Genomic DNA, 26,673 nt, shown 5'->3' on the forward strand with positions numbered 1-26,673 from the left:
TTTATTGCGTCTAAGCAGCGATGTATCGAAATTTTAGTTTTATGGCTTAGTCTTGAAGGATTCCTTCAGGTGTTTTTTGCAAGGGGATGACAAGAGTGGAAAAGTATAGGGAGTTTTTTCATACTTTTTCTTAATTCAATCTGATAAAGTTGAAAAAAATGCAACTTCCTTGTATGATTCAGAAATGAATGCCAAGTCAGTTGCAGGTTGGACTGTCAGCAAGTGAAATTTATCTTTTAACTTACCACGCAATTATTAAACGACAAAGGAGCAAAATCATGAGTGATTATTTAATTAAAGCATTGGCTTATGGCGGTTTAGTCCGAGCATATGCAGTAGATGCTACAAAAACAGTGACAGAAGCCCAAAAACGTCACGATACATGGAACACGTCTTCGGCTGCATTAGGTCGTACCTTAGTAGGAAGTTTATTATTAGGGGCTACTTTAAAAGGTGACGATAAATTAACGGTTAAAGTAGAAGGAGATGGTCCTGCTGGGGCGATTGTGGTGGATAGTAATGGTTATGGCGATGTAAAAGGCTACATTAAAAATCCTCACTTAAGTTTACCCCTTAACGAAGCTGGCAAAATTGATGTACGGGGAGCAGTCGGGACAAAAGGGATGTTCACCGTTATTAAAGACTTGGGATTAAAAGAACCATTTTCTGGTCAAACACCGCTTGTTTCTGGTGAATTGGGAGAAGACTTCACCTATTACTTAGCTGTTTCAGAGCAAATTCCTTCTGCTGTCGGTTTGAGTGTCTTAGTGGATACGGACGATAGTATTAAAACTGCTGGCGGTTTTATGCTGCAAATGATGCCGGGAGCTACAGATGAAATCATTACAGCTATTGAAACCAACTTAGCCAATATGCCACGGGTTTCTGATTTATTAGATGCTGGGAAAAAACCAGAAGAAATTTTAGATGCGTTATTACCTGACACTGATTTAATGATCCTAGAAGAAAAATCCGTCCAATTTAAGTGTGATTGTTCTAAAGACAAGTTTGCTGAAGCGATTATTGCTTTAGGACCTGATGAAATTAAAGCGATGATTGATGAAGACCATGGCGCTGAAGCAGTTTGTGCGTTTTGTGGTAATAAATATGAATACACGGAAAAAGACTTGGAAGCTTTAATGCAGGAGGCAGTAAAAAATGACTAATCAAACATGGAAAATCGGCAACGTGGAAATTCCTAATCGGGTTGTCGTGGCGCCAATGGCGGGGATTACCAATGCCGCATTTCGAGTAACGGTCAAAGAATTTGGCGCAGGCTTAGTAGTCTGTGAAATGATTAGTGACCAAGGAATTCATTTTCGTAACAAAAAGACATTAGAAATGCTTTACATTGATGAAAACGAACATCCTTTAAGCGTTCAAATTTTTGGTGGCAATAAAGATTCTTTAGTTGAAGCTGCGAAGTTTGTTGCTGAAAACACCCAAGCAGATATCATTGACATCAACATGGGGTGTCCGGTTAACAAAGTTATTAAAGCCGAAGCTGGTGCGAAGTGGTTACTAGATCCCAACAAGGTCCATGAAATGGTAGCAGCAGTAACAAGCGCAGTGAATATCCCAGTTACCGTTAAAATGCGAATTGGCTGGGACGATCAACACGTTTTTGCTGTTGAAAATGCGAAAGCTGCCGAAGCTGGCGGGGCGTCAGCAATCGCAATGCACGGTCGCACGCGGGTACAAATGTATGAAGGAAAAGCTAACTGGGATATTTTAAAAGAAGTTAAAAAGAACATTAGTATTCCTTTTATGGGTAATGGTGACGTGAAAACACCGCAAGATGCTAAAAGAATGCTAGATGAAGTCGGTGTTGATGGTGTGATGATTGGTAGAGCAGCATTGGGTAATCCGTGGATGATTCACCGTACCGAACGCTATTTAGCTACAGGTGAGCTCATTGACGAACCAACTCCAGCTGAAAAAATTCAAACTGCTAAAGTTCATTTGCAACGTTTAGTTGACTTAAAAGGTGAGATGGTAGCGGCAAGAGAATTTCGCCAACATGCATCCTATTACTTAAAAGGGATTCCGCGAGCAGCTAAAACAAAAGTAGCTGTTAATCAAGCAGAAGATCAAGCAACAATTGTCGCAATTTTAGATGATTTTGTCGCCAAAATACAAGGTGCGCAATTGGCCCACAGCGCACATTAATCTAAGCTTTTTTTCAAGCCGAAGCTGATTTTCGGCTTGCTTTTTTTTGGTTTCATTGGCATTATAAGGAAGAATAGACTAGAGAGTTATAGTAGTTGGCAATTTTTTTGGGTTACAAAATTTAACTTGTAATGGATAAACCACTACTTCAACTAAAAAACAAGGAGGAAAACGCGTGACTGAGGAACAACAGCAACAGACACAAGAAGAATTGAACGATCAAATGCTGGTGCGTCGCCAGAAGATGGAAGCACTGCAAGAAAATGGAATCGATCCTTTCGGAAAACGTTTCGAACGCACTCACAATTCCGCAGAATTACATGAAATGTTTGATCAACGGACTAAAGAAGAATTAAGTGAAATGAACCTATCTGCTAGCGTAGCAGGTCGTATGATGACAAAGCGCGGTAAAGGTAAAGCAGGCTTTGCCCATTTACAAGACCGTGAAGGCCAAGTCCAAATCTATGTGCGTAAAGATGAAGTAGGAGAAGAAGCCTACGAATTATTTAAACATGCAGATCTTGGCGATTTTTATGGTGTCGTAGGTCAAATTATGAAAACTAACACGGGTGAAGTTTCAATCAAAGCGCGTGAGTTTATTTTATTATCAAAAGCATTGCGCCCGTTACCAGACAAATATCATGGCTTGACCAACGTAGAGCAACGTTACCGTCAGCGCTATTTGGATTTGGTAGCAAACAGGGAAAGTTTTGAACGTTTTACAAAACGTAGTCAAATCATCAGTGAAATTCGTCGTTACTTAGATGGTTTGGGTTATTTGGAAGTGGAAACTCCAGTCTTGCATAACCAAGCTGGTGGTGCTGCTGCACGTCCTTTTATCACACATCACAATGCATTAGATATGGACTTGTATTTGCGTATCGCATTGGAATTACACTTAAAACGTTTGATCGTTGGTGGAATGGAAAAAGTTTATGAAATCGGTCGTGTCTTCCGTAATGAAGGGATTGATACAACCCATAACCCTGAATTTACTATGATTGAAGTGTACACGGCCTACACCGATTATCGTGACGTAATGGATTTAACAGAAGGTATCATTCGGAATGCTGCACAAAAAGTTTTAGGTACAGGTAAACTTACTTATGACGGTAAAGCAGTTGACTTAGACACTGAGTTCAAACGCGTCCATATGTTAGATGCTATTAAAGAACAAACCGGTGTTGATTTCTGGCAAAAAATGTCTTTAGAAGATGCACGTGCTTTAGCTAAAGAACACAATGTTGAAATTACAGATGCTATGGAAGTTGGACATATCATTAATGAATTCTTTGAAACGTTTGTAGAAGATACCTTGATTCAACCTACTTTCATTTATGGCCATCCAGTAGAAGTTTCACCATTAGCGAAGAAAAATCCAGAAGACGGCCGCTTTACAGATCGGTTTGAATTGTTCATCGTTGGCCGTGAGTTTGCGAATGCTTTTACTGAATTAAATGATCCAATCGACCAACGCGCTCGCTTTGAAGATCAAGAAAAACAACGTGAAGCTGGTGATGATGAAGCTCATGGCGTTGACGAAGACTTCCTAGAAGCTTTGGAATATGGTATGCCGCCAACCGGTGGTTTAGGTATCGGGATTGATCGTTTAGTTATGCTTTTAACAGACGCACAATCAATTCGTGACGTATTATTATTCCCAACAATGCGCTAGAATTTCTAAGAGTTCTTGAAAACCAGTTTCAAATTGGTTTTCAAGAACTCTTTTTTTATGATTTACCAGCGAAAAACAAGTGAATAATAAAACTGAAAAAGCTTTATTCACGAATGATTATGATGTAGCAACTTTATATTAATCGGGTATACAAAAAAACAAAAAAATATAGATAAAATCGTTGACCTGATACGATTTAGTTGGTATATTATTACTTGTCCGTTAGCGACTTGGCTATTTTCAAAAATCACAAGAAAAAAGTTTTGAAAAAAACAAAAAAACTTGTTGACAGCAAGCTAACTACTTGCTAAACTAACGGAGTTGCTTGATGAGCGGCGAACTTCTGAAATATCATTTCAAAAAGTTTTTAAAACTTTTTGAAAAAACAGTTGACAGGAATTAAGTCAGCTGATAAGATATAAGAGTTGCTGAAACATTTCAAAAAGCAACCAATTGCAAGTTAGATAAATACATTTAACTTCGCAAGTAGACCTTTGAAAACTGAACAAAGCAAGCAAACGAACCAATGTGTAGGGCGCTTCTTTTATAGAAGCAAACAACATGCAAGCAATAGCTAGCAAAGTTAATTTTTATTTGAGCTTAACAGTCTATGACTGTTCAAACACTTTTTATGAGAGTTTGATCCTGGCTCAGGACGAACGCTGGCGGCGTGCCTAATACATGCAAGTCGAACGCTTCTTTTTCCACCGGAGCTTGCTCCACCGGAAAAAGAGGAGTGGCGAACGGGTGAGTAACACGTGGGTAACCTACCCTCAAGCGGGGGATAACACTTGGAAACAGGTGCTAATACCGCATAACAATACCAAACACATGTTTAGTATTTGAAAGGCGCTTTTGCGTCACTTGAGGATGGACCCGCGGTGCATTAGCTAGTTGGTGAGGTAACGGCTCACCAAGGCCACGATGCATAGCCGACCTGAGAGGGTGATCGGCCACACTGGGACTGAGACACGGCCCAGACTCCTACGGGAGGCAGCAGTAGGGAATCTTCGGCAATGGACGAAAGTCTGACCGAGCAACGCCGCGTGAGTGAAGAAGGTTTTCGGATCGTAAAACTCTGTTGTTAGAGAAGAACAAGGATGAGAGTAAAATGTTCATCCCTTGACGGTATCTAACCAGAAAGCCACGGCTAACTACGTGCCAGCAGCCGCGGTAATACGTAGGTGGCAAGCGTTGTCCGGATTTATTGGGCGTAAAGCGAGCGCAGGCGGTTTCTTAAGTCTGATGTGAAAGCCCCCGGCTCAACCGGGGAGGGTCATTGGAAACTGGGAGACTTGAGTGCAGAAGAGGAGAGTGGAATTCCATGTGTAGCGGTGAAATGCGTAGATATATGGAGGAACACCAGTGGCGAAGGCGGCTCTCTGGTCTGTAACTGACGCTGAGGCTCGAAAGCGTGGGGAGCAAACAGGATTAGATACCCTGGTAGTCCACGCCGTAAACGATGAGTGCTAAGTGTTGGAGGGTTTCCGCCCTTCAGTGCTGCAGCAAACGCATTAAGCACTCCGCCTGGGGAGTACGACCGCAAGGTTGAAACTCAAAGGAATTGACGGGGGCCCGCACAAGCGGTGGAGCATGTGGTTTAATTCGAAGCAACGCGAAGAACCTTACCAGGTCTTGACATCCTTTGACCACTCTAGAGATAGAGCTTCCCCTTCGGGGGCAAAGTGACAGGTGGTGCATGGTTGTCGTCAGCTCGTGTCGTGAGATGTTGGGTTAAGTCCCGCAACGAGCGCAACCCTTATTGTTAGTTGCCATCATTTAGTTGGGCACTCTAGCGAGACTGCCGGTGACAAACCGGAGGAAGGTGGGGATGACGTCAAATCATCATGCCCCTTATGACCTGGGCTACACACGTGCTACAATGGGAAGTACAACGAGTTGCGAAGTCGCGAGGCTAAGCTAATCTCTTAAAGCTTCTCTCAGTTCGGATTGTAGGCTGCAACTCGCCTACATGAAGCCGGAATCGCTAGTAATCGCGGATCAGCACGCCGCGGTGAATACGTTCCCGGGCCTTGTACACACCGCCCGTCACACCACGAGAGTTTGTAACACCCGAAGTCGGTGAGGTAACCTTTATGGAGCCAGCCGCCTAAGGTGGGATAGATGATTGGGGTGAAGTCGTAACAAGGTAGCCGTATCGGAAGGTGCGGCTGGATCACCTCCTTTCTAAGGAATATTACGGAAACTACACAGTTTGTAACTTGTCTTTGTTCAGTTTTGAGGGGTTTACTCTCAATTTAAAAGCACTATGGGGCCTTAGCTCAGCTGGGAGAGCGCCTGCTTTGCACGCAGGAGGTCAGCGGTTCGATCCCGCTAGGCTCCATTGACAACATTGGTTGTCATGATTTTGTTCATTGAAAACTGGATACTTGAAGAAAAAATCAAAACAAACCGAGAACACCGCGTTGAATGAGTTTTTTAATAAGTTCAATTGCTTATTTTCTTGAGTAAGCTTCTATCGCTAGAAGAACTGCTCAAAACCAGACCGTAAGGTCTTATAAGGTTAAGTGAATAAGGGCGCACGGTGGATGCCTTGGCACTAGGAGCCGATGAAGGACGGGACTAACACCGATATGCTTTGGGGAGCTGTAAGTAAGCTATGATCCAGAGATTTCCGAATGGGGGAACCCAACATCTTTTATAGGATGTTACGTATACGTGAATACATAGCGTATACGAGGTAGACGCAGAGAACTGAAACATCTAAGTACCTGCAGGAAGAGAAAGAAAAATCGATTCCCCAAGTAGCGGCGAGCGAAAAGGGAACAGCCCAAACCAAGATGCTTGCATCTTGGGGTTGTAGGACTCCAATATGGTAGTTCTTTCAGATAGTCGAATGACTTGGAAAAGTCAGTCAAAGAGGGTAAAAACCCCGTAGGCGAAATTTGGAAGGCACCTAGGAGGATCCTGAGTACGGCGGAACACGAGGAATTCCGTCGGAATCCGGGAGGACCATCTCCCAAGGCTAAATACTCCCTAGTGACCGATAGTGAACCAGTACCGTGAGGGAAAGGTGAAAAGCACCCCGGAAGGGGAGTGAAATAGATCCTGAAACCGTGTGCCTACAACAAGTTAGAGCCCGTTAATGGGTGATAGCGTGCCTTTTGTAGAATGAACCGGCGAGTTACGATTGCATGCGAGGTTAAGTTGAAGAGACGGAGCCGCAGCGAAAGCGAGTCTGAATAGGGCGAATGAGTATGTAGTCGTAGACCCGAAACCATGTGATCTACCCATGTCCAGGTTGAAGGTGCGGTAAAACGCACTGGAGGACCGAACCCACGTACGTTGAAAAGTGCGGGGATGAGGTGTGGGTAGCGGAGAAATTCCAAACGAACTTGGAGATAGCTGGTTCTCTCCGAAATAGCTTTAGGGCTAGCGTCGAAGTTAAGAATGATGGAGGTAGAGCACTGTTTGGACTAGGGGCCCATCTCGGGTTACCGAATTCAGATAAACTCCGAATGCCATTCATTTATATTCGGCAGTCAGACTGTGAGTGATAAGATCCATAGTCGAAAGGGAAACAGCCCAGACCACCAGCTAAGGTCCCAAAATGTATGTTAAGTGGAAAAGGATGTGGGGTTGCACAGACAACTAGGATGTTGGCTCAGAAGCAGCCACCATTTAAAGAGTGCGTAATAGCTCACTAGTCGAGTGACCCTGCGCCGAAAATGTACCGGGGCTAAACATACTACCGAAGCTGTGGAGTACACCGAAGGTGTATTGGTAGGAGAGCGTTCTAAGGGCGTTGAAGGTAGATCGTGAGGACTGCTGGAGCGCTTAGAAGTGAGAATGCCGGTATGAGTAGCGAAAGACAGGTGAGAATCCTGTCCACCGAATGACTAAGGTTTCCTGGGGAAGGCTCGTCCGCCCAGGGTTAGTCGGGACCTAAGCCGAGGCCGATAGGCGTAGGCGATGGACAACAGGTTGATATTCCTGTACCCGTTGTATTTGTTTGAGCAATGGAGGGACGCAGGAGGCTAAGAAGTGCAGACTGATGGATATGTCTGTTCAAGCAGTAAGTCTTGAGATGAGTCAAATGCTTATTTCTATAAGGACAAGCTGTGATGAGGAGGGAAATAATAGTACCGAAGCTTCTGATGTCACACTGCCGAGAAAAGCTTCTAGTGAGAAGACAACGGCCCGTACCGCAAACCGACACAGGTAGTCGAGGAGAGAATCCTAAGGTGAGCGAGAGAACTCTCGTTAAGGAACTCGGCAAAATGACCCCGTAACTTCGGGAGAAGGGGTGCTGACCGCAAGGTCAGCCGCAGTGAATAGGCCCAAGCGACTGTTTATCAAAAACACAGGTCTCTGCAAAATCGAAAGATGAAGTATAGGGGCTGACGCCTGCCCGGTGCTGGAAGGTTAAGAGGAGTGCTTAGCGTAAGCGAAGGTACGAATTGAAGCCCCAGTAAACGGCGGCCGTAACTATAACGGTCCTAAGGTAGCGAAATTCCTTGTCGGGTAAGTTCCGACCCGCACGAAAGGCGTAACGATTTGGGCACTGTCTCAACGAGAGACTCGGTGAAATTTTAGTACCTGTGAAGATGCAGGTTACCCGCGACAGGACGGAAAGACCCCATGGAGCTTTACTGTAGTTTGATATTGAGTGTCTGTACCACATGTACAGGATAGGTAGGAGCCGTAGAGATCGGGACGCTAGTTTCGAAGGAGGCAATGGTGGGATACTACCCTTGTGTTATGGCCACTCTAACCCGCACCACTAATCGTGGTGGGAGACAGTGTCAGATGGGCAGTTTGACTGGGGCGGTCGCCTCCTAAAAGGTAACGGAGGCGCCCAAAGGTTCCCTCAGAATGGTTGGAAATCATTCGCAGAGTGTAAAGGCAGAAGGGAGCTTGACTGCGAGACTTACAAGTCGAGCAGGGACGAAAGTCGGGCTTAGTGATCCGGTGGTTCCGCATGGAAGGGCCATCGCTCAACGGATAAAAGCTACCCTGGGGATAACAGGCTTATCTCCCCCAAGAGTCCACATCGACGGGGAGGTTTGGCACCTCGATGTCGGCTCGTCGCATCCTGGGGCTGTAGTCGGTCCCAAGGGTTGGGCTGTTCGCCCATTAAAGCGGCACGCGAGCTGGGTTCAGAACGTCGTGAGACAGTTCGGTCCCTATCCGTCGCGGGCGTTGGAAATTTGAGAGGAGCTGTCCTTAGTACGAGAGGACCGGGATGGACTTACCGCTGGTGTACCAGTTGTCTCGCCAGAGGCATCGCTGGGTAGCTATGTAGGGAAGGGATAAACGCTGAAAGCATCTAAGTGTGAAGCCCACCTCAAGATGAGATTTCCCATTTCTTAAAGAAAGTAAGATCCCTGAGAGAAGATCAGGTAGATAGGTCAGGAGTGGAAGTACAGTGATGTATGGAGCGGACTGATACTAATCGATCGAGGGCTTAACCAAAGTAAAAGAAAACTCGGAAGAGTTTTGAAAAACTTCAAGATCCAGTTTTGAGTGAATGAAATTCACTTAATTAAATAGTGTGGTGGCGATAGCGAGAAGGATACACCTGTAACCATGCCGAACACAGAAGTTAAGCTTCTTAGCGCCGATTGTAGTGAAGGGTTTCCCTTTGTGAGAGTAGGACGTCGCCACGCGAACTTATGGGGGTTTAGCTCAGCTGGGAGAGCATCTGCCTTACAAGCAGAGGGTCAGCGGTTCGAACCCGTTAACCCCCATATGAGCCGTTAGCTCAGTTGGTAGAGCATCTGACTTTTAATCAGAGGGTCACAGGTTCGAGCCCTGTACGGCTCATAAGAAATATGCGGGTGTGGCGGAATTGGCAGACGCACCAGATTTAGGATCTGGCGCCTTACGGCGTGGGGGTTCAAGTCCCTTCACCCGCATAAAAGGCCGGCTTAGCTCAGTTGGTAGAGCATCTGATTTGTAATCAGAGGGTCGAGGGTTCAAGTCCTTTAGCCGGCATCAAAACCATGCGGAAATAGCTCAGTGGTAGAGCACCACCTTGCCAAGGTGGGGGTCGCGGGTTCGAACCCCGTTTTCCGCTTTACTTTAAAAAGTAAAAAAGCCGGGGTGGCGGAACTGGCAGACGCACAGGACTTAAAATCCTGCGGTGAGTGATCACCGTACCGGTTCGATTCCGGTCCTCGGCATTAGAAAGATGCGCCCATAGCTCAACTGGATAGAGTGTTTGACTACGGATCAAAAGGTTAGGGGTTCGACTCCTCTTGGGCGCGTAGTAATAATTTAACGGGAAGTAGCTCAGCTTGGTAGAGCACTTGGTTTGGGACCAAGGGGTCGCAGGTTCGAATCCTGTCTTCCCGATTTAAAAGAAATAAGGGGCCTTAGCTCAGCTGGGAGAGCGCCTGCTTTGCACGCAGGAGGTCAGCGGTTCGATCCCGCTAGGCTCCATATCATTTTAATAGTAATAATAAAGTGATTATTCGCGGTGTAGCTCAGCTGGCTAGAGCGTCCGGTTCATACCCGGGAGGTCGGGGGTTCGATCCCCTCCGCCGCGATTTTTTAGAGCCTGGACCTTTAGCTCAGTTGGTTAGAGCAGACGGCTCATAACCGTCCGGTCGTAGGTTCGAGTCCTACAAGGTCCATCCGTGGCATTGTAGATTTGATTTTTTTGGAGGATTACCCAAGTCCGGCTGAAGGGAACGGTCTTGAAAACCGTCAGGCGGGTAAAACCGTGCAAGGGTTCGAATCCCTTATCCTCCTTTGCTACAATTCTATATTTATGTAGAGAGTTAGTAAAACTTATATTATCGCGGGATGGAGCAGTCTGGTAGCTCGTCGGGCTCATAACCCGAAGGTCGTAGGTTCAAATCCTGCTCCCGCAATTTTAAAAACTAAATCCTGGTCCCGTAGTGTAGTGGTTATCACGCCTGCCTGTCACGCAGGAGATCGCGGGTTCGAGTCCCGTCGGGACCGCCATGCGGGTGTAGTTTAGTGGTAAAACCACAGCCTTCCAAGCTGTTGTCGCGAGTTCGATTCTCGTCACCCGCTTTTAGTTTTTAAATATGGGCCTATAGCTCAGCTGGTTAGAGCGCACGCCTGATAAGCGTGAGGTCGATGGTTCGAGTCCATTTAGGCCCATTACAAAATCAAAACATTTTTGGTTTTTGGGGAAGTACTCAAGTGGCTGAAGAGGCGCCCCTGCTAAGGGTGTAGGTCGGGAAACCGGCGCGAGGGTTCAAATCCCTCCTTCTCCGTTCTAGCTGGCCCGTTGGTCAAGTGGTTAAGACACCGCCCTTTCACGGCGGTAACACGGGTTCGAATCCCGTACGGGTCATTTTTTTTTTTTTTTTGGAGGATTACCCAAGTCCGGCTGAAGGGAACGGTCTTGAAAACCGTCAGGCGGGTAAAACCGTGCAAGGGTTCGAATCCCTTATCCTCCTTTGCTACAATTCTATATTTATGTAGAGAGTTAGTAAAACTTATATTATCGCGGGATGGAGCAGTCTGGTAGCTCGTCGGGCTCATAACCCGAAGGTCGTAGGTTCAAATCCTGCTCCCGCAATTATAAAACTAAACCCTGGTCCCGTAGTGTAGTGGTTATCACGCCTGCCTGTCACGCAGGAGATCGCGGGTTCGAGTCCCGTCGGGACCGTTTTGGCTCGGTAGCTCAGTTGGTAGAGCAATGGATTGAAGCTCCATGTGTCGGCAGTTCGATTCTGTCCCGCGCCATCTCTTTTTTAATGTATTTCATTGAAAAAGTTGTTTAGTTTTATATGGGCCTATAGCTCAGCTGGTTAGAGCGCACGCCTGATAAGCGTGAGGTCGATGGTTCGAGTCCATTTAGGCCCATTAATGATTGGTCCGTTGGTCAAGCGGTTAAGACACCGCCCTTTCACGGCGGTAACACGGGTTCGAATCCCGTACGGATCATGAGAAGATACGTCGTGTATCTTCTTTTTTTTGTTTTATTAGGAAATATAATAAAATAAGCGAGCTTTATCTGATTAAATCTGCTATACTACAAACGTTGCAAGTTCCCGAGAGGATTCGCACTGCGAAGATGCCTTGTAACCGAATATTATTAGGGGGAATCATCATGACAGAAAGACATTTATTTACTTCAGAATCTGTTTCTGAAGGACATCCAGATAAGGTGGCTGATCAAATCAGTGATGCAATCTTGGATGCAATTTTAGCGAAGGATCCAACTGCTCGTGTAGCATGTGAAACTTCAGTAACAACGGGTTTAGTTTTAGTGTTTGGTGAAATTTCGACATCGGCTTATGTAGATATTCAAAAAATCGTTCGAAATACGATTAAAGATATCGGTTATACACGCGCTAAATTTGGCTTTGATGGGGATACAGTTGCTGTTTTAGTAGCAATTGATGAACAATCACCTGATATTGCACAAGGCGTAGATGCCGCTTTGGAAAGTCGCGATAATAAAGATGCGATGATTGATGAGATTGGAGCAGGCGACCAAGGTTTAATGTTTGGTTTTGCTTGTGATGAAACACCAGAATTAATGCCATTGCCAATTTCTTTAAGTCATAAATTAGTTCGTCGTTTAGCAGAGCTACGTAAAAATGGTGAACTTAAATATTTACGTCCTGATGCAAAGTCGCAAGTGACGGTAGAATATGATGAAGCTGGTAAAGCTAAACGAATCGATACAGTCGTAATTAGCACACAGCACGATGATGCTGCTGACAACGCGACAATCCGTAAAGATGTGATTAAAAAAGTTATTGAACCAGTTATCCCAAGTGAATTATTAGATGAAGATACAAAATACTTTATCAATCCTACGGGACGCTTTGTAATTGGTGGGCCACAAGGAGATGCCGGGTTAACAGGTCGTAAAATTATTGTAGATACTTACGGGGGATATGCCCGTCATGGTGGCGGTGCTTTTTCTGGTAAAGATGCTACTAAAGTTGACCGTTCGGCTAGTTATGCTGCTCGTTATATTGCAAAAAATATTGTGGCGGCTAAACTTGCTAGCAAAGTTGAAGTACAATTGGCTTACGCAATCGGTGTAGCACAACCTGTTTCGATTTCAATTAATACTTTTGGAACTGGTACTGTCAGTGATGAAAAATTAATTGAAGCAATTCGTGAAAACTTTGATTTACGTCCAGCTGGCATTATTGAGATGTTGGACTTGCGTCGTCCGATTTATCGTCAGACAGCAGCTTATGGCCATTTTGGTCGGACTGATGTTGATTTACCATGGGAACACACGGATAAAGTAGACGCATTGCTAGCTAGTGTGAACGCATAATACTGATTGTTTACTTGATTTTTTTGGCCGCTATTGCTTAGGTGATAGCGGCTTTTCTTTGAGGAAAATAGCTTTTAAAAAAGAGATACGAAAATTTAAATGCAATTTTTTGCCAGTTGTTGTAAAAAGAGAGTTTAAGTTTAGTTGAGGAGGTTAAAAATGAAAAAAGAAACAAATGTTACGCTAGTTACGGTTGCTGTTTTTGTGGCAACATTTATGACAGCGGTGGAAGGAACAATCGTAACGACGGCTATGCCAACAATCGTCGGCTCATTACACGGCATTGAAATTATGAACTGGGTCTTTTCAATCTATTTATTAACCAATGCCATGTTAACACCGATTTATGGGAAATTAGCTGATAAAATCGGTCGTAAACCAATTTTCATTTTAGGAACCGTACTATTTATTATTGGTTCGGCGCTTTGTGGTCTATCTAATACGATGCTGACGTTGATTATTTCCAGAGCCATTCAAGGAATGGGAGCTGGCGCGATGATGCCAGTAGCATTGACGATTATTGGTGATTTGTATGATAAAGAAAAACGTGCGAAGGTGCTGGGGTTAAACAGTACTGCCTGGGGAATTGCCTCGGTAGTCGGTCCATTAGCTGGTGGCATTATCGTAGATACCATCGGTTGGCACTGGATTTTCTTTATTAATGTACCAATTGGAATTATTTTGATTATTTTAATTTGGCTTTATTTGGTAGAAGAAAAAGTAAGGCATCAGCAAAAGAAGATGGATATTTTTGGTAGTCTATCTTTAATGGGTCTGTTATTAGCACTATTGTTAGCTTTCCAGTTTTTAGGTGATGAAGGTTTATCTGTTAAAGTTATTGTTTTAGCAATTGTAGCAGTTGCAGCAGGGATTTTGTTTGTTTATGCAGAAAAGCGCGCAGAAGATCCCGTTATCTCGTTACACTTATTCACACAGCCTTTATTTGTGGTGGTGAACTTAGTAGCAGCGCTAGCTAGTGGCTTTTTAATTGGGGTAGATGTTTATATTCCGATGTGGATGCAAGGTGTGCTGGGACTTTCGGCTGGAATTGGCGGACTTGTTTTGGCACCATTGTCGTTATTGTGGTTAGTGGGTTCGTTTTTGGCAGGACGTTGGATGGCAACGATTGCGGTTAAACGGGTGTTGCTTCGAGGAATAATCATAACGCTTTTTGGGGCGGTTTGTTTGGTCGTGGTGCCCCAACACACAAATTGGCTTTGGTTTTTTGCTATCTCAACCATTCTCGGTATTGGTTTGGGGGCGGTGACGGTGACCTGTACGGTTAGTGCGCAAAGTAGCGTTTTGCCGGAACAGATGGGGGTAGCCACTTCTTTTAATACGTTAGCGCGGACGATTGGCCAAACGATTATGGTCTCTGTTTTTGGTATCTTATTAAATGGGATTACTGCAGCTAAGTTGCAAAGTGTGACAGTGGCAAATAAAAATGATGTCATGAATCAATTGGTAAATCCTCAGACAGCAAAACTTTTGGCATCGGGTTTACGGGAAACATTGCGGGGGATTCTTTTTGCTAGTTTACATGGTGTCTATTTGGCGGGGGCTATTTTAATTGTTGCGGCTTTGGTTTTGACCCTATTTTTGAAAAAGTCTGATACAATGGAATGAAGAAGAATTTTAGCGGGGCGTTTGTCTGCCAGATAAGAGGATGTAATTTTATTAAATTGCTTTAGAAATTTATCCCAAGCCTCTCCAAGGACAGCCAGGCGTTATCATTTTGGAAAACGAGACATTGAAAAGTCGAGGTGGCAAAAGTTGGCATTTATACAAGCAAATATTTATTCAAATGTTTTAAATTTAGACGTAGGATTGAATTTAATCTTACCGCAAAGTAGCGCACGGTTAACGCGAGACAAAAAAGACGATGTGCCGGTTTTATATCTGTTACACGGTATGGGCGGGAATGAGACAGCGTGGATGCGCCGCAGCAGTATCGAACGCTATGTACGGGAAAGTGAGATCGCAGTGGTGATGCCTACGACGGAACTAGGATTTTATACAGATACCCGTTATGACATGCAGTATTGGACTTTTATTTCAGAAGAATTACCAGATATTTTACATGAATTATTTCCACAACTAACAACCAAGAAAGAAAAAACATTTGCGGCCGGTCTTTCAATGGGAGGCTATGGTGCGATTAAATTAGGGTTGCGTTGTCCGGATAAATTTGCCGCTGTTGCTAGCCTTTCTGGTGCTTTAGCTTTGGCTAGCGATCCTGAAGTGTTATTACAATCAGGTAGCCAAGCCTATTGGGAAGGCGTTTTTGGTCCCGTTGAAAAAATGAAGGGCTCTGAAAACGATCCGATTCACCTTTTAACTACAGTAGCACCAGAAGTAGCACCTAAACTATTTGTTTGCTGCGGGACAGAGGACTTTTTGTATCAAAGTAACCAATACTTTGTTCAAAAAGCGCAAGCAGCTGGTTTTTTCATTACCTATGAAGAAGGACCAGGAGCGCATACGTGGGATTTTTGGGATGAATGGATTCAAAAAGTTTTGCAATGGTTACCTGTTGAGATTTAACTAGTAAAAAGCTGTTTGTTTTATAAAGGAGAACAACATGTATACCAAGACAGATATCAGAACCAAAATTGCCACAGATCGTTTTGATGTACGGTCAAGCGGCATTTTAATTCAAAAAGGCCATATTTTAGTTTCAACAGAGGACGATGGGACACAAACCTTACCAGGTGGAGCAGTAAAAACGGGGGAATCTTCCCAAGCAGCTGTTATTCGTGAGTTGAAAGAAGAAAGTGGTTTAGACGTAAAAACAAAAGATCTCATGGCAGTCATTGAAAACTTTTTTGTCTATGAAGGCGATGATTATCATCAAGTGCTTTTTTTATATCACTTGCAAACTGTTACGGATAGTCAAACATTGCCAGTTATCAGTGGTATAGAAAAGACTATTACACTTTCTTGGCTAGATTTGGCCTCTAAAAAATTGGATTTACGACCACCTGTTTTAAATGAAGTGGTGAAAAATCTTTTGGCAAACCAAGCTACTTCATTTCAGCATTTGATTTATCATGACTAAAATTACCTTTTAATTAAAAAACACGCGGATTTGGATGATTGTGCTCTTTATGAGAACCATCCAAATCCGCGTGTTTTTATTCGAGCTAGTGTTCACTATTACTTGGCTTCAATGCAAAATAATAATGGTGGCTGATTTTTTTGATTGATAAATTGATAGGCTAAGACGTTGTATTGTTTTTGTGGCAAATCACTGCAATAGGCTTGAATTGTTTCTAATTCTTCTCTACCACCAGGATGACCGTAATAACAGACAATGATAATACGTCCTTTTGGCTGTAAATGGGCTAAAAGCGCATCTAATGATTTTTTTGTTGTCTGAGGTAAAGTGATAATCTGTTTATCACTTTGTGGCAAATAGCCCAGATTAAAAATAGCGGCTTTAATTTTTTCACCTTGCAAGTAATCGGCAACATTCTCGTGACCGGTTAAATGTAAATTGACAGCCACTCCCTCAGGATGGGCAGCTAATTTTTCTTTTGTGGCTAAAAGGGCAGCCTTTTGAATATCAAAAGCATCAACTCTGCCACCTACGCCTACTAATTTAGCTAAAAAAAGCGTGTCGTGACCATTGCCCATAGTGGCGTCGACGACATGATCACCAATAGTTACAACTTCACTTAAAAGTTCGTGGCTATAATGCATGGCCGTTTTAAGCATGAATTTTTGCCTCCAGCAAGACATTTTTACTTCCTTGATACGTATTGCGCCGACGCATTTCTTCGTCAATGGCATTTAAGACTTCCCATTTTTTTAAACTCCACATCGGCCCAATCAAAGAATCCCACGGGGCATCGCCGGTTAAGCGGTGGATAATCACCTCAGGAGGAATTAATTCCAATTGATCACAAATAACCGTGACATAGCTTTTGCGGCCCATCAGTTGCAAGCGGCCTTCATGGTAATCTCGTAACATGCGGGTGTTGCGCATCAGATGCAATAAATGTAATTTAATACCTTGAATATCACTGTCTAGTAAGGTGCGCCGAACATTTTCCACCATCATTTCCGGTGTTTCCCCAGGTAAGCCATTAATTAAATGTGTACAGACATTTATGTTGTGTTTGCGCAAGCGAGCCACAGCGTCCACATAAGTTGGATAATCGTGAGCGCGATTAATAATTTTACTTGTTTGTTCATAAGTCGTCTGTAAACCTAATTCAACCCATAGATACAAACGTTCGTTTAGTTCAGCTAAATATTCTACCACGTCTTCAGGCAAGCAATCTGGGCGAGTCCCCACAGAAAGTCCGACTACCCCGGGTAAATTAACCACTTGTTCAAAACGCTCTTTAATGACCGCTAAAGGGGCATGGGTATTCGTAAAATTTTGAAAATAAACAATATATTGGTCGACATGGGGCCATTTTTGGTGCATCATATCAATTTCTTTATGAAACTGAAGGGGTAGGGGATCTTCTGGTGCAACGATCATGTCTCCAGAGCCAGAAACACTGCAAAAAGTGCAGCCGCCTCGCGCAACGGTACCATCGCGATTCGGACAATCAAAACCACCATCGACAGGTACTTTGAAAATTTTACCACCAAATTCTTGACGTAAAGCATAATTCCATGAATGATAACGTTTGTTGGTATCTTCACTATATAAAAAAGTCATTTGCTATTCCCTCATTATTTCTGTTGGTTTTTAAAACGCCAGACAAAGCGTTTTTCGCTAAAGTAAGGATATGTTAGGCAGAGCCAGCCCAGAGCAAGACTATAGCCACCAATAATATCACTTGGAAAATGAACACCGAGATAAATACGGCTAGTACCAATAAGAACAATTAAAATGCCAAGCAGAATTTGTAGTCCGAGTAAAATTTGCTTGTTTTTCAGTAAACCTGGCAAAATGAAAATCAAAGTACCATATAAAATCATGCTGGCACAAGCATGTCCACTGGGAAAACTAAAACTATGTTCAGACACTAAATGCTCTAATGTAGGACGTTCACGTTGGAAGACAAGCTTAATCAGCGGATTTACAATCCCTGACACTAAGCCGACATTTATAAAGAGCCACAGTGCTTCTGCGTAATACTTTCCGCGATAAAATAAAAATAAAAAGGCCAGTGCCAAAATGACAATCGTGGCAGGGTTAGCAAATTTTGTAATCCAAATAAAAAAAATATTCCAAGTGGGATATCCACTACGAAGGATGCTGGTAACAAAATTATCAAAGCCTGTTAACCATTGGCGGTAAAATTTCACCACATAACCTAAAAAGACAAACAGTAATAAGGAACAACTACCAGCAAATTGGTAATAAAGTTTATGTTTCATAAATTCTCCTTTAGTAAATGTAAGTAATTATTTGACAATGGAATTATTATAGCATGAGAAGTTGTCCCTTTCTTTTATTGGTACAAATTTTTTCTGATATTAAGATAAGGTTAAAAAAAGTCGAAAATATCACTTTTTCACATTTTTATTAAATAATATAAAAATATTTTACAAAGCAGAACTTATGTAATCGTTTTGCAATATTTTGTTGTTTTTTTAATAACTTAATTTCTGAATAACTAAGCAGATAAAACTTGATAAAATAAATAATGTTAGTAATAAAAATAACTAAATAAAGATAATGTTACAGCAATTTAACAAATTGCCGAAATAATCGTTTAAAACTTTTAATAAAAAACATTAGCCTGTATACTTAAAGTTAAGAAAAGCTTAAAAAAGGAGGCGAGCAACTTGACCCAACTTGTTTCTCGTAAAGAACGACGTAAAGAAGAAAAACAAATTAAGTTTTACCGCGATGCTAAAAAAAGTGCGGCAATCGTGGGCACAACTTTAACTGCTTGCTCTGTAGTGGCACCTTTGGCAAAACCGGTGACAGCAGAAGCAACAAGCAACAACCAAGCACAAATTTCAAGAGACTTAAGCCAAACTTCTAGTCGTAGTAATTCCACTGCATTGATTACAGAATTGGCAGCTCATGCACAACCTGTAGCGGCAGCAAACGACTTATATGCTTCTGTCATGATTGCCCAAGCAATTGTTGAAAGTGGTTGGGGAACAAGTAGTTTATCCCGCGCACCTTACTATAACTTATTTGGTATTAAAGGCAGTTACAATGGTAAAACTGTCTATATGAACACCTTAGAATATTTAAATGGGAAATGGGTGACCATGAAAGAACCTTTCCGGGATTATCCTTCCTATAAAGAATCTTTTGCTGATAATGCTGCAACATTACGCAATGTTTATATCGGCGGTCAATATTATTATCGTGGTGCTTGGAAGAGTAATACCAGCTCTTACAGAGATGCAACGGCTTGGTTAACTGGACGTTACGCTACTGCACCAAACTATGCTTCAGCATTAAATAGTGTAATTGAAAGTTACGGACTGACTCGCTATGATACACCAGCTAGCGGTAATGCTGGCGGAGGGGCTTGGAGTGGTGGTTCTGGTTCGACTAATAACAACAGTTCCAGTGGTTCTTCTTCAAGCGTAAGCCAGTATTATACGGTACAAAGTGGCGACTCTGTGTGGGGCATCGCGAACAAATATGGCATTAGTATGAATAATTTGATTAGCTGGAATAATATCAAAAACAATTTTATTTATCCTGGCCAACGCCTAGTGGTGAAAAAAGGTACTAGCGGTTCTACTACAACAAATGAAACACCAAGTAAACCGACACAAAACAATAATAAACCAAGTGGAAATACAACAAGTAGTGCTACACAATACTATACTGTTCAAAGCGGAGATTCAGTTTGGGGCATCTCAAATAAGTACAATATTAGTATGAGCAGTTTAGTCAGCTGGAATAATATCAAAAACAATTTTATTTATCCTGGCCAACGTCTAGTGGTGAAAAAAGGTACTAGCGGTTCTACTACGACAAATAACACACCAAGTAAGCCAGCACAAAATACCAATAAGCCAAGTACCAATAAACCAGCCAATACAAATAATAGTAGCGGGAAAACCTATTACACTGTGCAAAGCGGAGATTCAGTTTGGGGTATCTCAAATAAATATGGTATTAGTATGAATACATTAGTGAGCTGGAATAATATCAAGAATAACTTTATTTACCCGGGGCAACGCCTAGTGGTGAAAAATGGTTCTGCTAGTACAACAAATAATAAACCCGCCCAAAATACGACCGCAGCTAAGCCAAGTAACAATACAAATACAAGTAATACGGGCAATAGCGGTCAAAATCAATACTACACCATTCAAAGTGGAGATTCGGTTTGGGCTGTAGCGAACAAATATAAAATTTCAATGGATCAATTCCGTCAATGGAATAATATCAAAAATGATTTTATTTACCCAGGCCAAAAAGTTATTGTGAAAAAAGGCAGCGTACAAGGCGTTCAAGTACAAAATTCTAGCAGCCAAAACAACAGCAAAACCTATCAAGTACAAAGTGGTGACTCTGTTTGGGGAATTGCCGATAAGTTTGGTATTACGATGGATAAATTAATTCAGTTAAACAAAATTCAAAACAATTTCATTTATCCTGGTCAAACGTTAAAAGTAAAATAATAATTGAATTTTGGTATATTCTTTGTTAGTATAACTAACAAGTAGAAAACTTCGCTGTGAGAAGGAATAGTAAAAAGCAAATCGTTTTAGAGAGCACATGGTTGGTGGAAATGTGTACGAACTCTTTTGAACTCGCCTTTTAGCGTTAGCAGTTGAAATAAGTAGGCTGTTACGGTGACGATCGTTACAACGTTTGAGGCTTATCTTTTTTGATGAGCAAAATTAGGTGGTACCACGTAGATTACGTCCTATAAAAAGCATAGCTTTTTATAGGACTTTTTTTATACGACTGATTGCCAGTCAATTAATTTTTAGGAGGATTTAGCAGTGTACGATCATAAGCAAATCGAAAAAAAATGGCAAAAATATTGGGCTAAAAACAATACGTTTAATACCCATGACAAGACAGAACAACCCAAATTTTATGCCTTGGATATGTTTCCATACCCATCTGGTCAAGGGCTACATGTAGGCCATCCAGAAGGTTATACAGCAACGGATATTTTATCACGAATGAAACGTTCACAAGGGTTTAGCGTATTACATCCAATGGGGTGGGATGCTTTTGGTTTGCCGGCGGAACAATATGCTTTAGACACAGGCAATGACCCAGCTGAATTTACAAAGAAAAATATTGAAACTTTCAAACGTCAGATTAATTCATTAGGTTTTAGTTATGACTGGAATCGTGAAATTAATACGACTGATCCAGAATACTACAAATGGACGCAATGGATTTTTACCAAATTATATGAAAAAGGCTTGGCCTATGAAGCTGAAGTTGCGGTTAACTGGGTTCCAGAATTAGGGACAGTAATTTCCAATGAAGAAGTTATTGATGGGAAGAGTGAACGTGGCGGCTACGATGTCATCAGACGTCCAATGCGTCAATGGATGTTGAAAATTACCGCCTATGCCGATCGTCTCTTAGACGACCTTGACTTGGTTGACTGGCCAGAAAGTATTAAAGAAATGCAACGCAACTGGATTGGTCGCTCAGTGGGAGCAAATGTTACCTTTAAAGTCGCTGATAGCAATGAAGATTTCACTGTGTTCACTACCAGATCAGATACATTGTTTGGTGCGACCTACGCTGTTTTAGCACCAGAACTTGATTTAGTTGAAAAAATCACTACGCCAGAACAAAAAGAAGCAGTAGCAGCTTACATTGAGCAAGCAGCAAAAAAATCAGAATTAGCGCGCACAGACTTAGCAAAAGAAAAAACAGGGGTCTTCACAGGAGCTTACGCCATTAATCCAGTTAACGGCAAAAAAATTCCAATTTGGATCGCAGATTATGTGCTGGCGACTTATGGGACAGGCGCCATTATGGCAGTACCTGCTCACGACGAACGGGACTATGAATTTGCACAAACATTTGGCCTAGATATTATTCCAGTTTTAGCTGGCGGCGATGTAAAAAAAGAAGCCTATACAGGTGACGGCAAACATATCAACTCTGACTTTTTAGACGGTTTAAACAAAGAAGAAGCCATTGAAAAAATGAACGCGTGGCTTGAAGAAAACGGCGTTGGTAAAAAAGAAGTCAGCTACCGTTTGCGGGACTGGTTATTCTCTCGTCAACGTTATTGGGGTGAACCAATTCCAATTATCCACTGGGAAGATGGAACAACAACAGCTCTTTCAGAAGAAGAATTACCGTTGCGTTTACCTGTTACAGATAATATTAAACCAAGTGGTACCGGTGAATCACCACTAGCCAATATCGAAGATTGGATTAATGTCGTTGATGAGAAAACGGGTAAAAAAGGTCGCCGTGAAACCAATACAATGCCACAATGGGCAGGTAGTTCTTGGTATCATTTGCGTTATATCGATCCTCACAACAAAACAGCTTTAGCAGACTATGATAAATTGGAACGCTGGTTACCAGTAGATATTTATATCGGTGGAGCTGAACACGCGGTCTTGCACTTATTGTATGCTCGCTTCTGGCATAAATTCTTGTATGATATCGGTGTGGTGCCAACAAAAGAACCGTATCAAAAACTATTTAACCAAGGTATGATTCTTGGGGGCAATAATGAAAAAATGTCCAAATCTCGTGGTAATGTGGTGAACCCAGATGACGTGGTGGAAAAATACGGTGCAGATACATTGCGGATGTATGAAATGTTTATGGGGCCACTTGATGCGTCGATTGCCTGGAGTGAAAATGGGCTAGAAGGTAGCCGCAAATTCTTAGAACGCGTTTGGCGTTTAATCGTAGACGAAGAAGGAAAAATGCGCGATCGCATTACGACCTTTAACGATGGTAAATTGACTAAAGTTTACCATCAAACGGTAAAAAAAGTAACCGAAGATTACGAACAGATGCACTTTAACACCGCAATTTCACAATTGATGGTCTTTATCAATGAAGCATACAAAACAGAAGCACTTTCCTATGCGTATATTGAAGGCTTTGTGCAATTATTAGCACCAATCGCCCCCCATATCGCAGAAGAACTTTGGGCGATTTTAGGCAATGAAGGCGGTATTTCTTATGTAGCTTGGCCAACTTATGATGAAGCGCAATTGGTTGAAGATGAAATTGAAGTTGTCTTCCAAGTGAATGGTAAAGTTCGCAGCAAAGTCCAAGTTGCCCGCGATCTTTCAAAAGATGAATTAGAAAAAACTGCACTGGCAGATAATGCGATTAAAGAACATATTGCCGGCAAAACAGTTCGCAAAGTGATTGTCGTACCAAATAAATTAGTGAATATTGTTGCCAATTAAAAAAATGAAAAAACACAGGTAGAAGCAATTTTTCTGCTTATTGTTTAAAAAAGGATTCAGTGGATAGCCGTTAGGGCTTTTACACTGAATCCTTTTTTATCTGGAAGGAAAGGATAAGTTTTTCGCAAGAAAAATTAGCGTAGCCGATATAACAATTCCTAGCTTCACGAACTAGCTTTATCGGCCTTAAGTCAAAATATCAAGAAATTTGTAGGGCAATTTATTGAAATTCTGTCTTAATGCTCAAAAGCTAAACGAGTTCGAAACGCTTTTCTAACTGTCTAGCTTCACGAATCACCCCTTCGGCCCTAAGCCTAAATTTGTGAAAAAGAAGGAGCCATTTTAACAAATTTAGATCTTATGGCTCAGGGCTACCCGATTCCTTCAGCTTTTCTAACTGTCTAGCTTCACGAACTAGCTTTATCGGCCTTAAGTCAAAATTTCAAGAAATTTGCAGGGCAATTTATTGAAATTCTGTCTTAATGCTCAAAAGCTAAACGAGTTCGAAACGCTTTTCTAACTGTCTAGCTTCACGAATCACCCCTTCGGCCCTAAGACTAAATTTGTGAAAAAGAAGGAGCCATTTTAACAAATTTAGATCTTATGGCTCAGGGCTACCCGATTCCTTCAGCTTTTCTTATCCTAGTGATTATTTACATAAAATATACAGGCTTTACCAATCTTTTACTTAAAGGTGTCAAGTCATTAACATTTTGCCTCTATACTGAAGTCAGTGAAGCGGAATTGATAGTTTTTTCGAAAATTTCAGTCAAAAGAAAAGGGGCAGAAAAATGTTAGAAATTCAACAAGTAAATAAAAGTTTTGGTGCACAGACGATTTTGACCGATATTGATTTAGTGATTAAACCGGGGGAAATTGTTTCCATTCTCGGTCACTCTGGTTCTGGCAAAACTACTTTATTAAATATGATTTTAGGTTTAGAAAAACCCAACAGTGGGCGTTTGGTATACAAAGGGCAAGATATCACCAACGTGCCAATGGAAAAACGCGGCTTTAATATTGTCTTTCAAGATTATGGTCTGTTTCCTCATTTAACTGCAAGAGAAAATCTACTTTATGGTTTGAAAAGAAAACCTAGTCTTTCTACAAAAGAAGAAGTAGCGGAATTAATTCAACTACTCGATTTAGAAAAACATTTGGATAAACCAATCAGTGCTTTATCTGGTGGGCAAAAACAACGCGTAGCCTTGGGAAGAACATTGGTAATGAAACCAGAAATTTTATTGCTAGATGAGCCTTTAAGTGCATTAGATGGTGTCATCAAAGAATCGATTAAAGAAAAAATTCAAATGATCGCTAAAACATTGCAGCTAACTACTATCATCGTGACCCATGATCCAGAAGAGGCTTTGACATTGTCAGATAAAGTGATGGTCTTAGAAAATGGTCGGGTCGCAAAATTTGCTGCGCCGGCAGAAATTATCGCTGAAGCGGGCAGTCCGTTTATTCAGGATTTTGTAGTGGCGCAATTGGAAACGAAATATCGTAATATTCAAAATATCTTTGCTCTATTTCAAGGTACCCACCAGGTGGCACAGCTATGAAAGCAATAAAAATTACAGATCTGGTACAGTGGCTACTAATTGGCGGAATTATCATCTTCTTTATTATCCCAGTTATTACTTTAATTACAGCTGGACTTTTTGAAGGTCAACCACTTCAAGGGGCAGCTCGTATTTTATGGCAAAGTGGTTGGCTAGCAGGCTTTTTAAACAGTGTGATACACGCTGGCATTGCTGCGGCGCTTGCAACAATTACCGCATGGCTTTTGGCTTATGGGATGCATTTTTCACGACTTTTTCAACCTATACGTCAGTTTAGCGATTTGCTCTTTCGTTTGCCAATGTTATTACCAACGATTACTTATGGCTTTGTCTTACTTTATTGTTTTGGTAAACAAGGGCTTTGGACTAGAATCTTAGGCTTTGAACTTTTTGATTTATATGGTTCTAGTGGCGTTATTTTAGGCTATTTTATTTATACGTTGCCAACTGCCTATTTGCTCCTTTATAACGGCATGGATTATTTGGACCAACAATATTTAGTCGTTTCGCGCTTATTGGGGGATAGTCCAATAACCAGTGTATTACAAAATGTTTTACGCCCGATGCAAAAATTAATTGGGATCAGTTTTTGTCAAACATTTTTCATGGCGTTTACCGACTTTGGGATTCCAACGGCGGTAGGTGGACGCAAAGTGTTTATTACGACGTTACTCTATGAAGGGTTTACCGGTTCTATTCCAGATTTTCAAAAAGGCTCACTTGTCGCATTATCCATGTTGATACCATCATTATTCAGTGTTTTACTGATTCGTCAGTTACAAAAATTACAGCAGTCCTTTAAACAACGCCGTAAGGTACCAGTGGTAGCCAATCTAGCCCGCGACAGCTTTTTGGGTTTGTTGTTTGTCCTAGTCGGCGGCAGTTTGTTGGCCATGTTTTCAGTTATGTTTATTATTCCCTTTGTCGCAGCCTGGCCTTACGAAATGATTTTCACCACAGAGAACTTTCGTGCATTTTTTGCTGATGATTTATTAAGTAATACATTAAGTAATTCGTTAATCGTCAGTCTGATTTCAGCGGTGGTGGGGATGAGTATTGCCTATTTAGCTGGAATTGTTACTTCCTTTAGCCGTCAAAATAGTATTGCAGCTAAAGGCATTGATTTATTTGCAACCTTAACCAATAGTTTTCCGGGGATGGTTTTAGGGGTCATGTTCTTGTTGGCTTTTAGTGGAACAACGCTACACAATACGCTAAGTATTTTAGTGATCGCCAATATTATTCACTTTTTTGCCACGCCCTATCAAATGGCAAAAGAAAGCTTTCAAAAAATGGATCATAGTTGGGAAAAAACTTCGCAAATTATGGGAGATCGTTGGATTGATTTAGTATGGCGCATTATAATTCCTAATTCTCGGGGGACGATTTTAGAGATGATGAGCTATTATTTCACCAATAGTATGGTAACAATTAGCGGTTTGATTTTCTTAGTTTCTGCGCGAACCAGTGTGATGACTACAAAAATTAAAGAGTTACAGCACTTTGGGCGTTTTGTAGATATTTTCATTTTATCCTTATTGATTTTAGCAATTAATTGTGTCGCGTTATTTGCAATTAAGTTAACTAAAAAATATTGGGGGAAGAAAAAAGAGGTTACTCTTAATCAAAAACAGTTTCACTTTCCTCAAATTTTATTTAAAAGAGAAATGCAAAAATTTTCTTCTAAATAGCACATAGTAATTGCGATTCACTACTAG

Annotated in this window: 14 protein-coding genes, 25 tRNA genes, 3 rRNA genes, 1 riboswitch and 1 other annotated feature; of the genes, 39 read left to right on the forward strand and 3 right to left on the reverse strand. The window is 41.8% G+C overall.

The features are described from left to right. Nucleotides 1-278 precede the first annotated feature (278 nt). The 35 genes from hslO (at nt 279) to AC6R0T_RS01630 (ending at nt 16,146) form a co-directional block, all read left to right on the forward strand. Nucleotides 279-1,166: an Hsp33 family molecular chaperone HslO gene (hslO, locus tag AC6R0T_RS01460; RefSeq protein ID WP_230709533.1), complete on the forward strand. Its 888-nt coding sequence runs from the start codon at nt 279-281 to the stop codon at nt 1,164-1,166. Then, nucleotides 1,159-2,169 (forward strand): tRNA dihydrouridine synthase DusB, encoded by a 1,011-nt coding sequence (gene dusB / locus AC6R0T_RS01465; RefSeq protein ID WP_303753544.1) that lies wholly within the window; start codon nt 1,159-1,161, stop codon nt 2,167-2,169. The genes hslO and dusB overlap by 8 nt, the downstream gene beginning before the upstream one ends. 175 nt (nt 2,170-2,344) lie before the next feature. Beyond that, a complete protein-coding gene (gene lysS, locus AC6R0T_RS01470; RefSeq protein WP_282461732.1) occupies nt 2,345-3,844 on the forward strand; it encodes a lysine--tRNA ligase in 1,500 nt (499 codons plus the stop codon). Nucleotides 3,845-4,471: 627 nt separating this feature from the next. After that, nucleotides 4,472-6,031, forward strand: a 16S ribosomal RNA gene (locus AC6R0T_RS01475). Nucleotides 6,032-6,115: 84 nt separating this feature from the next. Beyond that, nucleotides 6,116-6,188: transfer RNA gene (locus AC6R0T_RS01480), tRNA-Ala, on the forward strand. Between the two features lie 178 nt (nt 6,189-6,366). After that, nucleotides 6,367-9,280: ribosomal RNA gene (locus tag AC6R0T_RS01485) — 23S ribosomal RNA — on the forward strand. A gap of 78 nt (nt 9,281-9,358) precedes the next feature. Beyond that, nucleotides 9,359-9,474, forward strand: a 5S ribosomal RNA gene (rrf, locus tag AC6R0T_RS01490). Together the 16S, 23S and 5S rRNA genes with 25 tRNA genes alongside form the textbook arrangement of a ribosomal RNA operon. An 8-nt stretch (nt 9,475-9,482) precedes the next feature. Next, nucleotides 9,483-9,555: transfer RNA gene (locus AC6R0T_RS01495), tRNA-Val, on the forward strand. Between the two features lie 3 nt (nt 9,556-9,558). Further along, nucleotides 9,559-9,631 (forward strand) — tRNA-Lys (locus tag AC6R0T_RS01500). Nucleotides 9,632-9,641: 10 nt separating this feature from the next. Further along, nucleotides 9,642-9,723: transfer RNA gene (locus AC6R0T_RS01505), tRNA-Leu, on the forward strand. Between the two features lie 6 nt (nt 9,724-9,729). Further along, nucleotides 9,730-9,802 (forward strand) — tRNA-Thr (locus AC6R0T_RS01510). Nucleotides 9,803-9,812: 10 nt separating this feature from the next. Beyond that, nucleotides 9,813-9,884: transfer RNA gene (locus AC6R0T_RS01515), tRNA-Gly, on the forward strand. A 20-nt stretch (nt 9,885-9,904) separates the two neighbouring features. Next, nucleotides 9,905-9,990 (forward strand) — tRNA-Leu (locus tag AC6R0T_RS01520). Between the two features lie 10 nt (nt 9,991-10,000). Continuing rightward, nucleotides 10,001-10,074: transfer RNA gene (locus AC6R0T_RS01525), tRNA-Arg, on the forward strand. Nucleotides 10,075-10,088: 14 nt separating this feature from the next. Then, nucleotides 10,089-10,162 (forward strand) — tRNA-Pro (locus AC6R0T_RS01530). Between the two features lie 14 nt (nt 10,163-10,176). Continuing rightward, nucleotides 10,177-10,249, forward strand: a tRNA-Ala gene (locus AC6R0T_RS01535). Between the two features lie 33 nt (nt 10,250-10,282). After that, nucleotides 10,283-10,356 (forward strand) — tRNA-Met (locus tag AC6R0T_RS01540). Nucleotides 10,357-10,369: 13 nt separating this feature from the next. Next, nucleotides 10,370-10,443, forward strand: a tRNA-Ile gene (locus AC6R0T_RS01545). A 28-nt stretch (nt 10,444-10,471) separates the two neighbouring features. Then, nucleotides 10,472-10,561: transfer RNA gene (locus tag AC6R0T_RS01550), tRNA-Ser, on the forward strand. Nucleotides 10,562-10,609: 48 nt separating this feature from the next. Further along, nucleotides 10,610-10,683 (forward strand) — tRNA-Met (locus AC6R0T_RS01555). Nucleotides 10,684-10,701: 18 nt separating this feature from the next. Continuing rightward, nucleotides 10,702-10,777 (forward strand) — tRNA-Asp (locus AC6R0T_RS01560). Nucleotide 10,778: 1 nt separating this feature from the next. Continuing rightward, nucleotides 10,779-10,849, forward strand: a tRNA-Gly gene (locus AC6R0T_RS01565). A 16-nt stretch (nt 10,850-10,865) separates the two neighbouring features. Beyond that, a tRNA-Ile gene (locus AC6R0T_RS01570) sits at nt 10,866-10,939 on the forward strand. A 28-nt stretch (nt 10,940-10,967) separates the two neighbouring features. Then, nucleotides 10,968-11,055 (forward strand) — tRNA-Ser (locus AC6R0T_RS01575). Between the two features lie 8 nt (nt 11,056-11,063). Further along, nucleotides 11,064-11,135 (forward strand) — tRNA-Glu (locus AC6R0T_RS01580). Between the two features lie 16 nt (nt 11,136-11,151). Beyond that, nucleotides 11,152-11,241 (forward strand) — tRNA-Ser (locus tag AC6R0T_RS01585). A 48-nt stretch (nt 11,242-11,289) separates the two neighbouring features. After that, nucleotides 11,290-11,363 (forward strand) — tRNA-Met (locus AC6R0T_RS01590). Between the two features lie 17 nt (nt 11,364-11,380). Then, nucleotides 11,381-11,453: transfer RNA gene (locus AC6R0T_RS01595), tRNA-Asp, on the forward strand. A gap of 4 nt (nt 11,454-11,457) precedes the next feature. Beyond that, nucleotides 11,458-11,530, forward strand: a tRNA-Phe gene (locus AC6R0T_RS01600). A gap of 46 nt (nt 11,531-11,576) precedes the next feature. Next, a tRNA-Ile gene (locus tag AC6R0T_RS01605) sits at nt 11,577-11,650 on the forward strand. 9 nt (nt 11,651-11,659) lie between these two features. After that, nucleotides 11,660-11,731: transfer RNA gene (locus AC6R0T_RS01610), tRNA-Glu, on the forward strand. 92 nt (nt 11,732-11,823) lie between these two features. Beyond that, nucleotides 11,824-11,900, forward strand: a riboswitch (SMK box riboswitch). After that, complete coding sequence (gene metK, locus AC6R0T_RS01615; RefSeq protein ID WP_206903964.1) at nt 11,898-13,088, forward strand: methionine adenosyltransferase; 1,191 nt, start codon at nt 11,898-11,900, stop codon at nt 13,086-13,088. Its footprint overlaps the riboswitch before it by 3 nt. A 159-nt stretch (nt 13,089-13,247) precedes the next feature. Then, nucleotides 13,248-14,714 carry an MDR family MFS transporter gene (locus AC6R0T_RS01620; RefSeq protein WP_303753235.1) on the forward strand — a complete coding sequence of 489 codons (1,467 nt, stop codon included), beginning with the start codon at nt 13,248-13,250 and terminating at the stop codon, nt 14,712-14,714. A 147-nt stretch (nt 14,715-14,861) separates the two neighbouring features. Beyond that, nucleotides 14,862-15,632 (forward strand): alpha/beta hydrolase, encoded by a 771-nt coding sequence (locus tag AC6R0T_RS01625; protein WP_303753234.1) that lies wholly within the window; start codon nt 14,862-14,864, stop codon nt 15,630-15,632. A 37-nt stretch (nt 15,633-15,669) separates the two neighbouring features. Beyond that, nucleotides 15,670-16,146 carry an NUDIX hydrolase gene (locus AC6R0T_RS01630; protein WP_303753233.1) on the forward strand — a complete coding sequence of 159 codons (477 nt, stop codon included), beginning with the start codon at nt 15,670-15,672 and terminating at the stop codon, nt 16,144-16,146. A gap of 98 nt (nt 16,147-16,244) precedes the next feature. Here AC6R0T_RS01630 and mnmM read toward each other — a convergent pair whose 3' ends face one another. From mnmM to AC6R0T_RS01645, 3 genes are read right to left on the reverse strand one after another with little or no spacing between them, the layout of a single operon-like run. Beyond that, a complete protein-coding gene (gene mnmM / locus AC6R0T_RS01635; RefSeq protein WP_206903960.1) occupies nt 16,245-16,805 on the reverse strand; it encodes a tRNA 5-(aminomethyl)-2-thiouridylate-methyltransferase MnmM in 561 nt (186 codons plus the stop codon). Continuing rightward, nucleotides 16,798-17,763: a tRNA modification radical SAM protein MnmL/YtqA gene (gene mnmL / locus AC6R0T_RS01640; protein ID WP_303753232.1), complete on the reverse strand. Its 966-nt coding sequence runs from the start codon at nt 17,761-17,763 to the stop codon at nt 16,798-16,800. Before mnmL ends, mnmM begins: the two co-directional genes overlap by 8 nt. Before the next feature lie 14 nt (nt 17,764-17,777). Next, on the reverse strand, nt 17,778-18,428 hold the full coding sequence (locus tag AC6R0T_RS01645) for a phosphatase PAP2 family protein (protein WP_303753231.1): 651 nt from the start codon (nt 18,426-18,428) through the stop codon (nt 17,778-17,780). 411 nt (nt 18,429-18,839) lie between these two features. Between AC6R0T_RS01645 and AC6R0T_RS01650 the strand changes: the two genes are divergently transcribed. From AC6R0T_RS01650 to AC6R0T_RS01665, 4 genes are all read left to right on the forward strand, one after another. Continuing rightward, a complete protein-coding gene (locus AC6R0T_RS01650; protein ID WP_303753230.1) occupies nt 18,840-20,651 on the forward strand; it encodes a LysM peptidoglycan-binding domain-containing protein in 1,812 nt (603 codons plus the stop codon). A 47-nt stretch (nt 20,652-20,698) separates the two neighbouring features. Next, nucleotides 20,699-20,905, forward strand: a binding site (T-box leader). A gap of 73 nt (nt 20,906-20,978) precedes the next feature. After that, complete coding sequence (gene leuS / locus AC6R0T_RS01655; RefSeq protein ID WP_303753229.1) at nt 20,979-23,390, forward strand: leucine--tRNA ligase; 2,412 nt, start codon at nt 20,979-20,981, stop codon at nt 23,388-23,390. A 791-nt stretch (nt 23,391-24,181) separates the two neighbouring features. Further along, complete coding sequence (locus AC6R0T_RS01660) at nt 24,182-24,955, forward strand: ABC transporter ATP-binding protein (protein ID WP_303753721.1); 774 nt, start codon at nt 24,182-24,184, stop codon at nt 24,953-24,955. Further along, nucleotides 24,952-26,646 (forward strand): ABC transporter permease subunit, encoded by a 1,695-nt coding sequence (locus tag AC6R0T_RS01665; RefSeq protein ID WP_303753722.1) that lies wholly within the window; start codon nt 24,952-24,954, stop codon nt 26,644-26,646. The genes AC6R0T_RS01660 and AC6R0T_RS01665 overlap by 4 nt, the downstream gene beginning before the upstream one ends. Nucleotides 26,647-26,673: the final 27 nt, after the last annotated feature.

It is taken from the genome of Enterococcus sp. S86.2 (assembly GCF_059834485.2).

What these genes read in the sequence shown, in the direction of transcription:
- hslO (WP_230709533.1), top strand. Translation starts at nt 279, where the DNA reads ATGAGTGATTATTTAATTAAAGCATTGGCTTATGGCGGTTTAGTCCGA.
- dusB (WP_303753544.1), top strand. Translation starts at nt 1,159, where the DNA reads ATGACTAATCAAACATGGAAAATCGGCAACGTGGAAATTCCTAATCGG.
- metK (WP_206903964.1), top strand. Translation starts at nt 11,898, where the DNA reads ATGACAGAAAGACATTTATTTACTTCAGAATCTGTTTCTGAAGGACAT.
- AC6R0T_RS01620 (WP_303753235.1), top strand. Translation starts at nt 13,248, where the DNA reads ATGAAAAAAGAAACAAATGTTACGCTAGTTACGGTTGCTGTTTTTGTG.
- AC6R0T_RS01630 (WP_303753233.1), top strand. Translation starts at nt 15,670, where the DNA reads ATGTATACCAAGACAGATATCAGAACCAAAATTGCCACAGATCGTTTT.
- mnmM (WP_206903960.1), bottom strand. Translation starts at nt 16,805, where the DNA reads ATGCTTAAAACGGCCATGCATTATAGCCACGAACTTTTAAGTGAAGTT.
- mnmL (WP_303753232.1), bottom strand. Translation starts at nt 17,763, where the DNA reads ATGACTTTTTTATATAGTGAAGATACCAACAAACGTTATCATTCATGG.
- AC6R0T_RS01645 (WP_303753231.1), bottom strand. Translation starts at nt 18,428, where the DNA reads ATGAAACATAAACTTTATTACCAATTTGCTGGTAGTTGTTCCTTATTA.
- AC6R0T_RS01660 (WP_303753721.1), top strand. Translation starts at nt 24,182, where the DNA reads ATGTTAGAAATTCAACAAGTAAATAAAAGTTTTGGTGCACAGACGATT.
- AC6R0T_RS01665 (WP_303753722.1), top strand. Translation starts at nt 24,952, where the DNA reads ATGAAAGCAATAAAAATTACAGATCTGGTACAGTGGCTACTAATTGGC.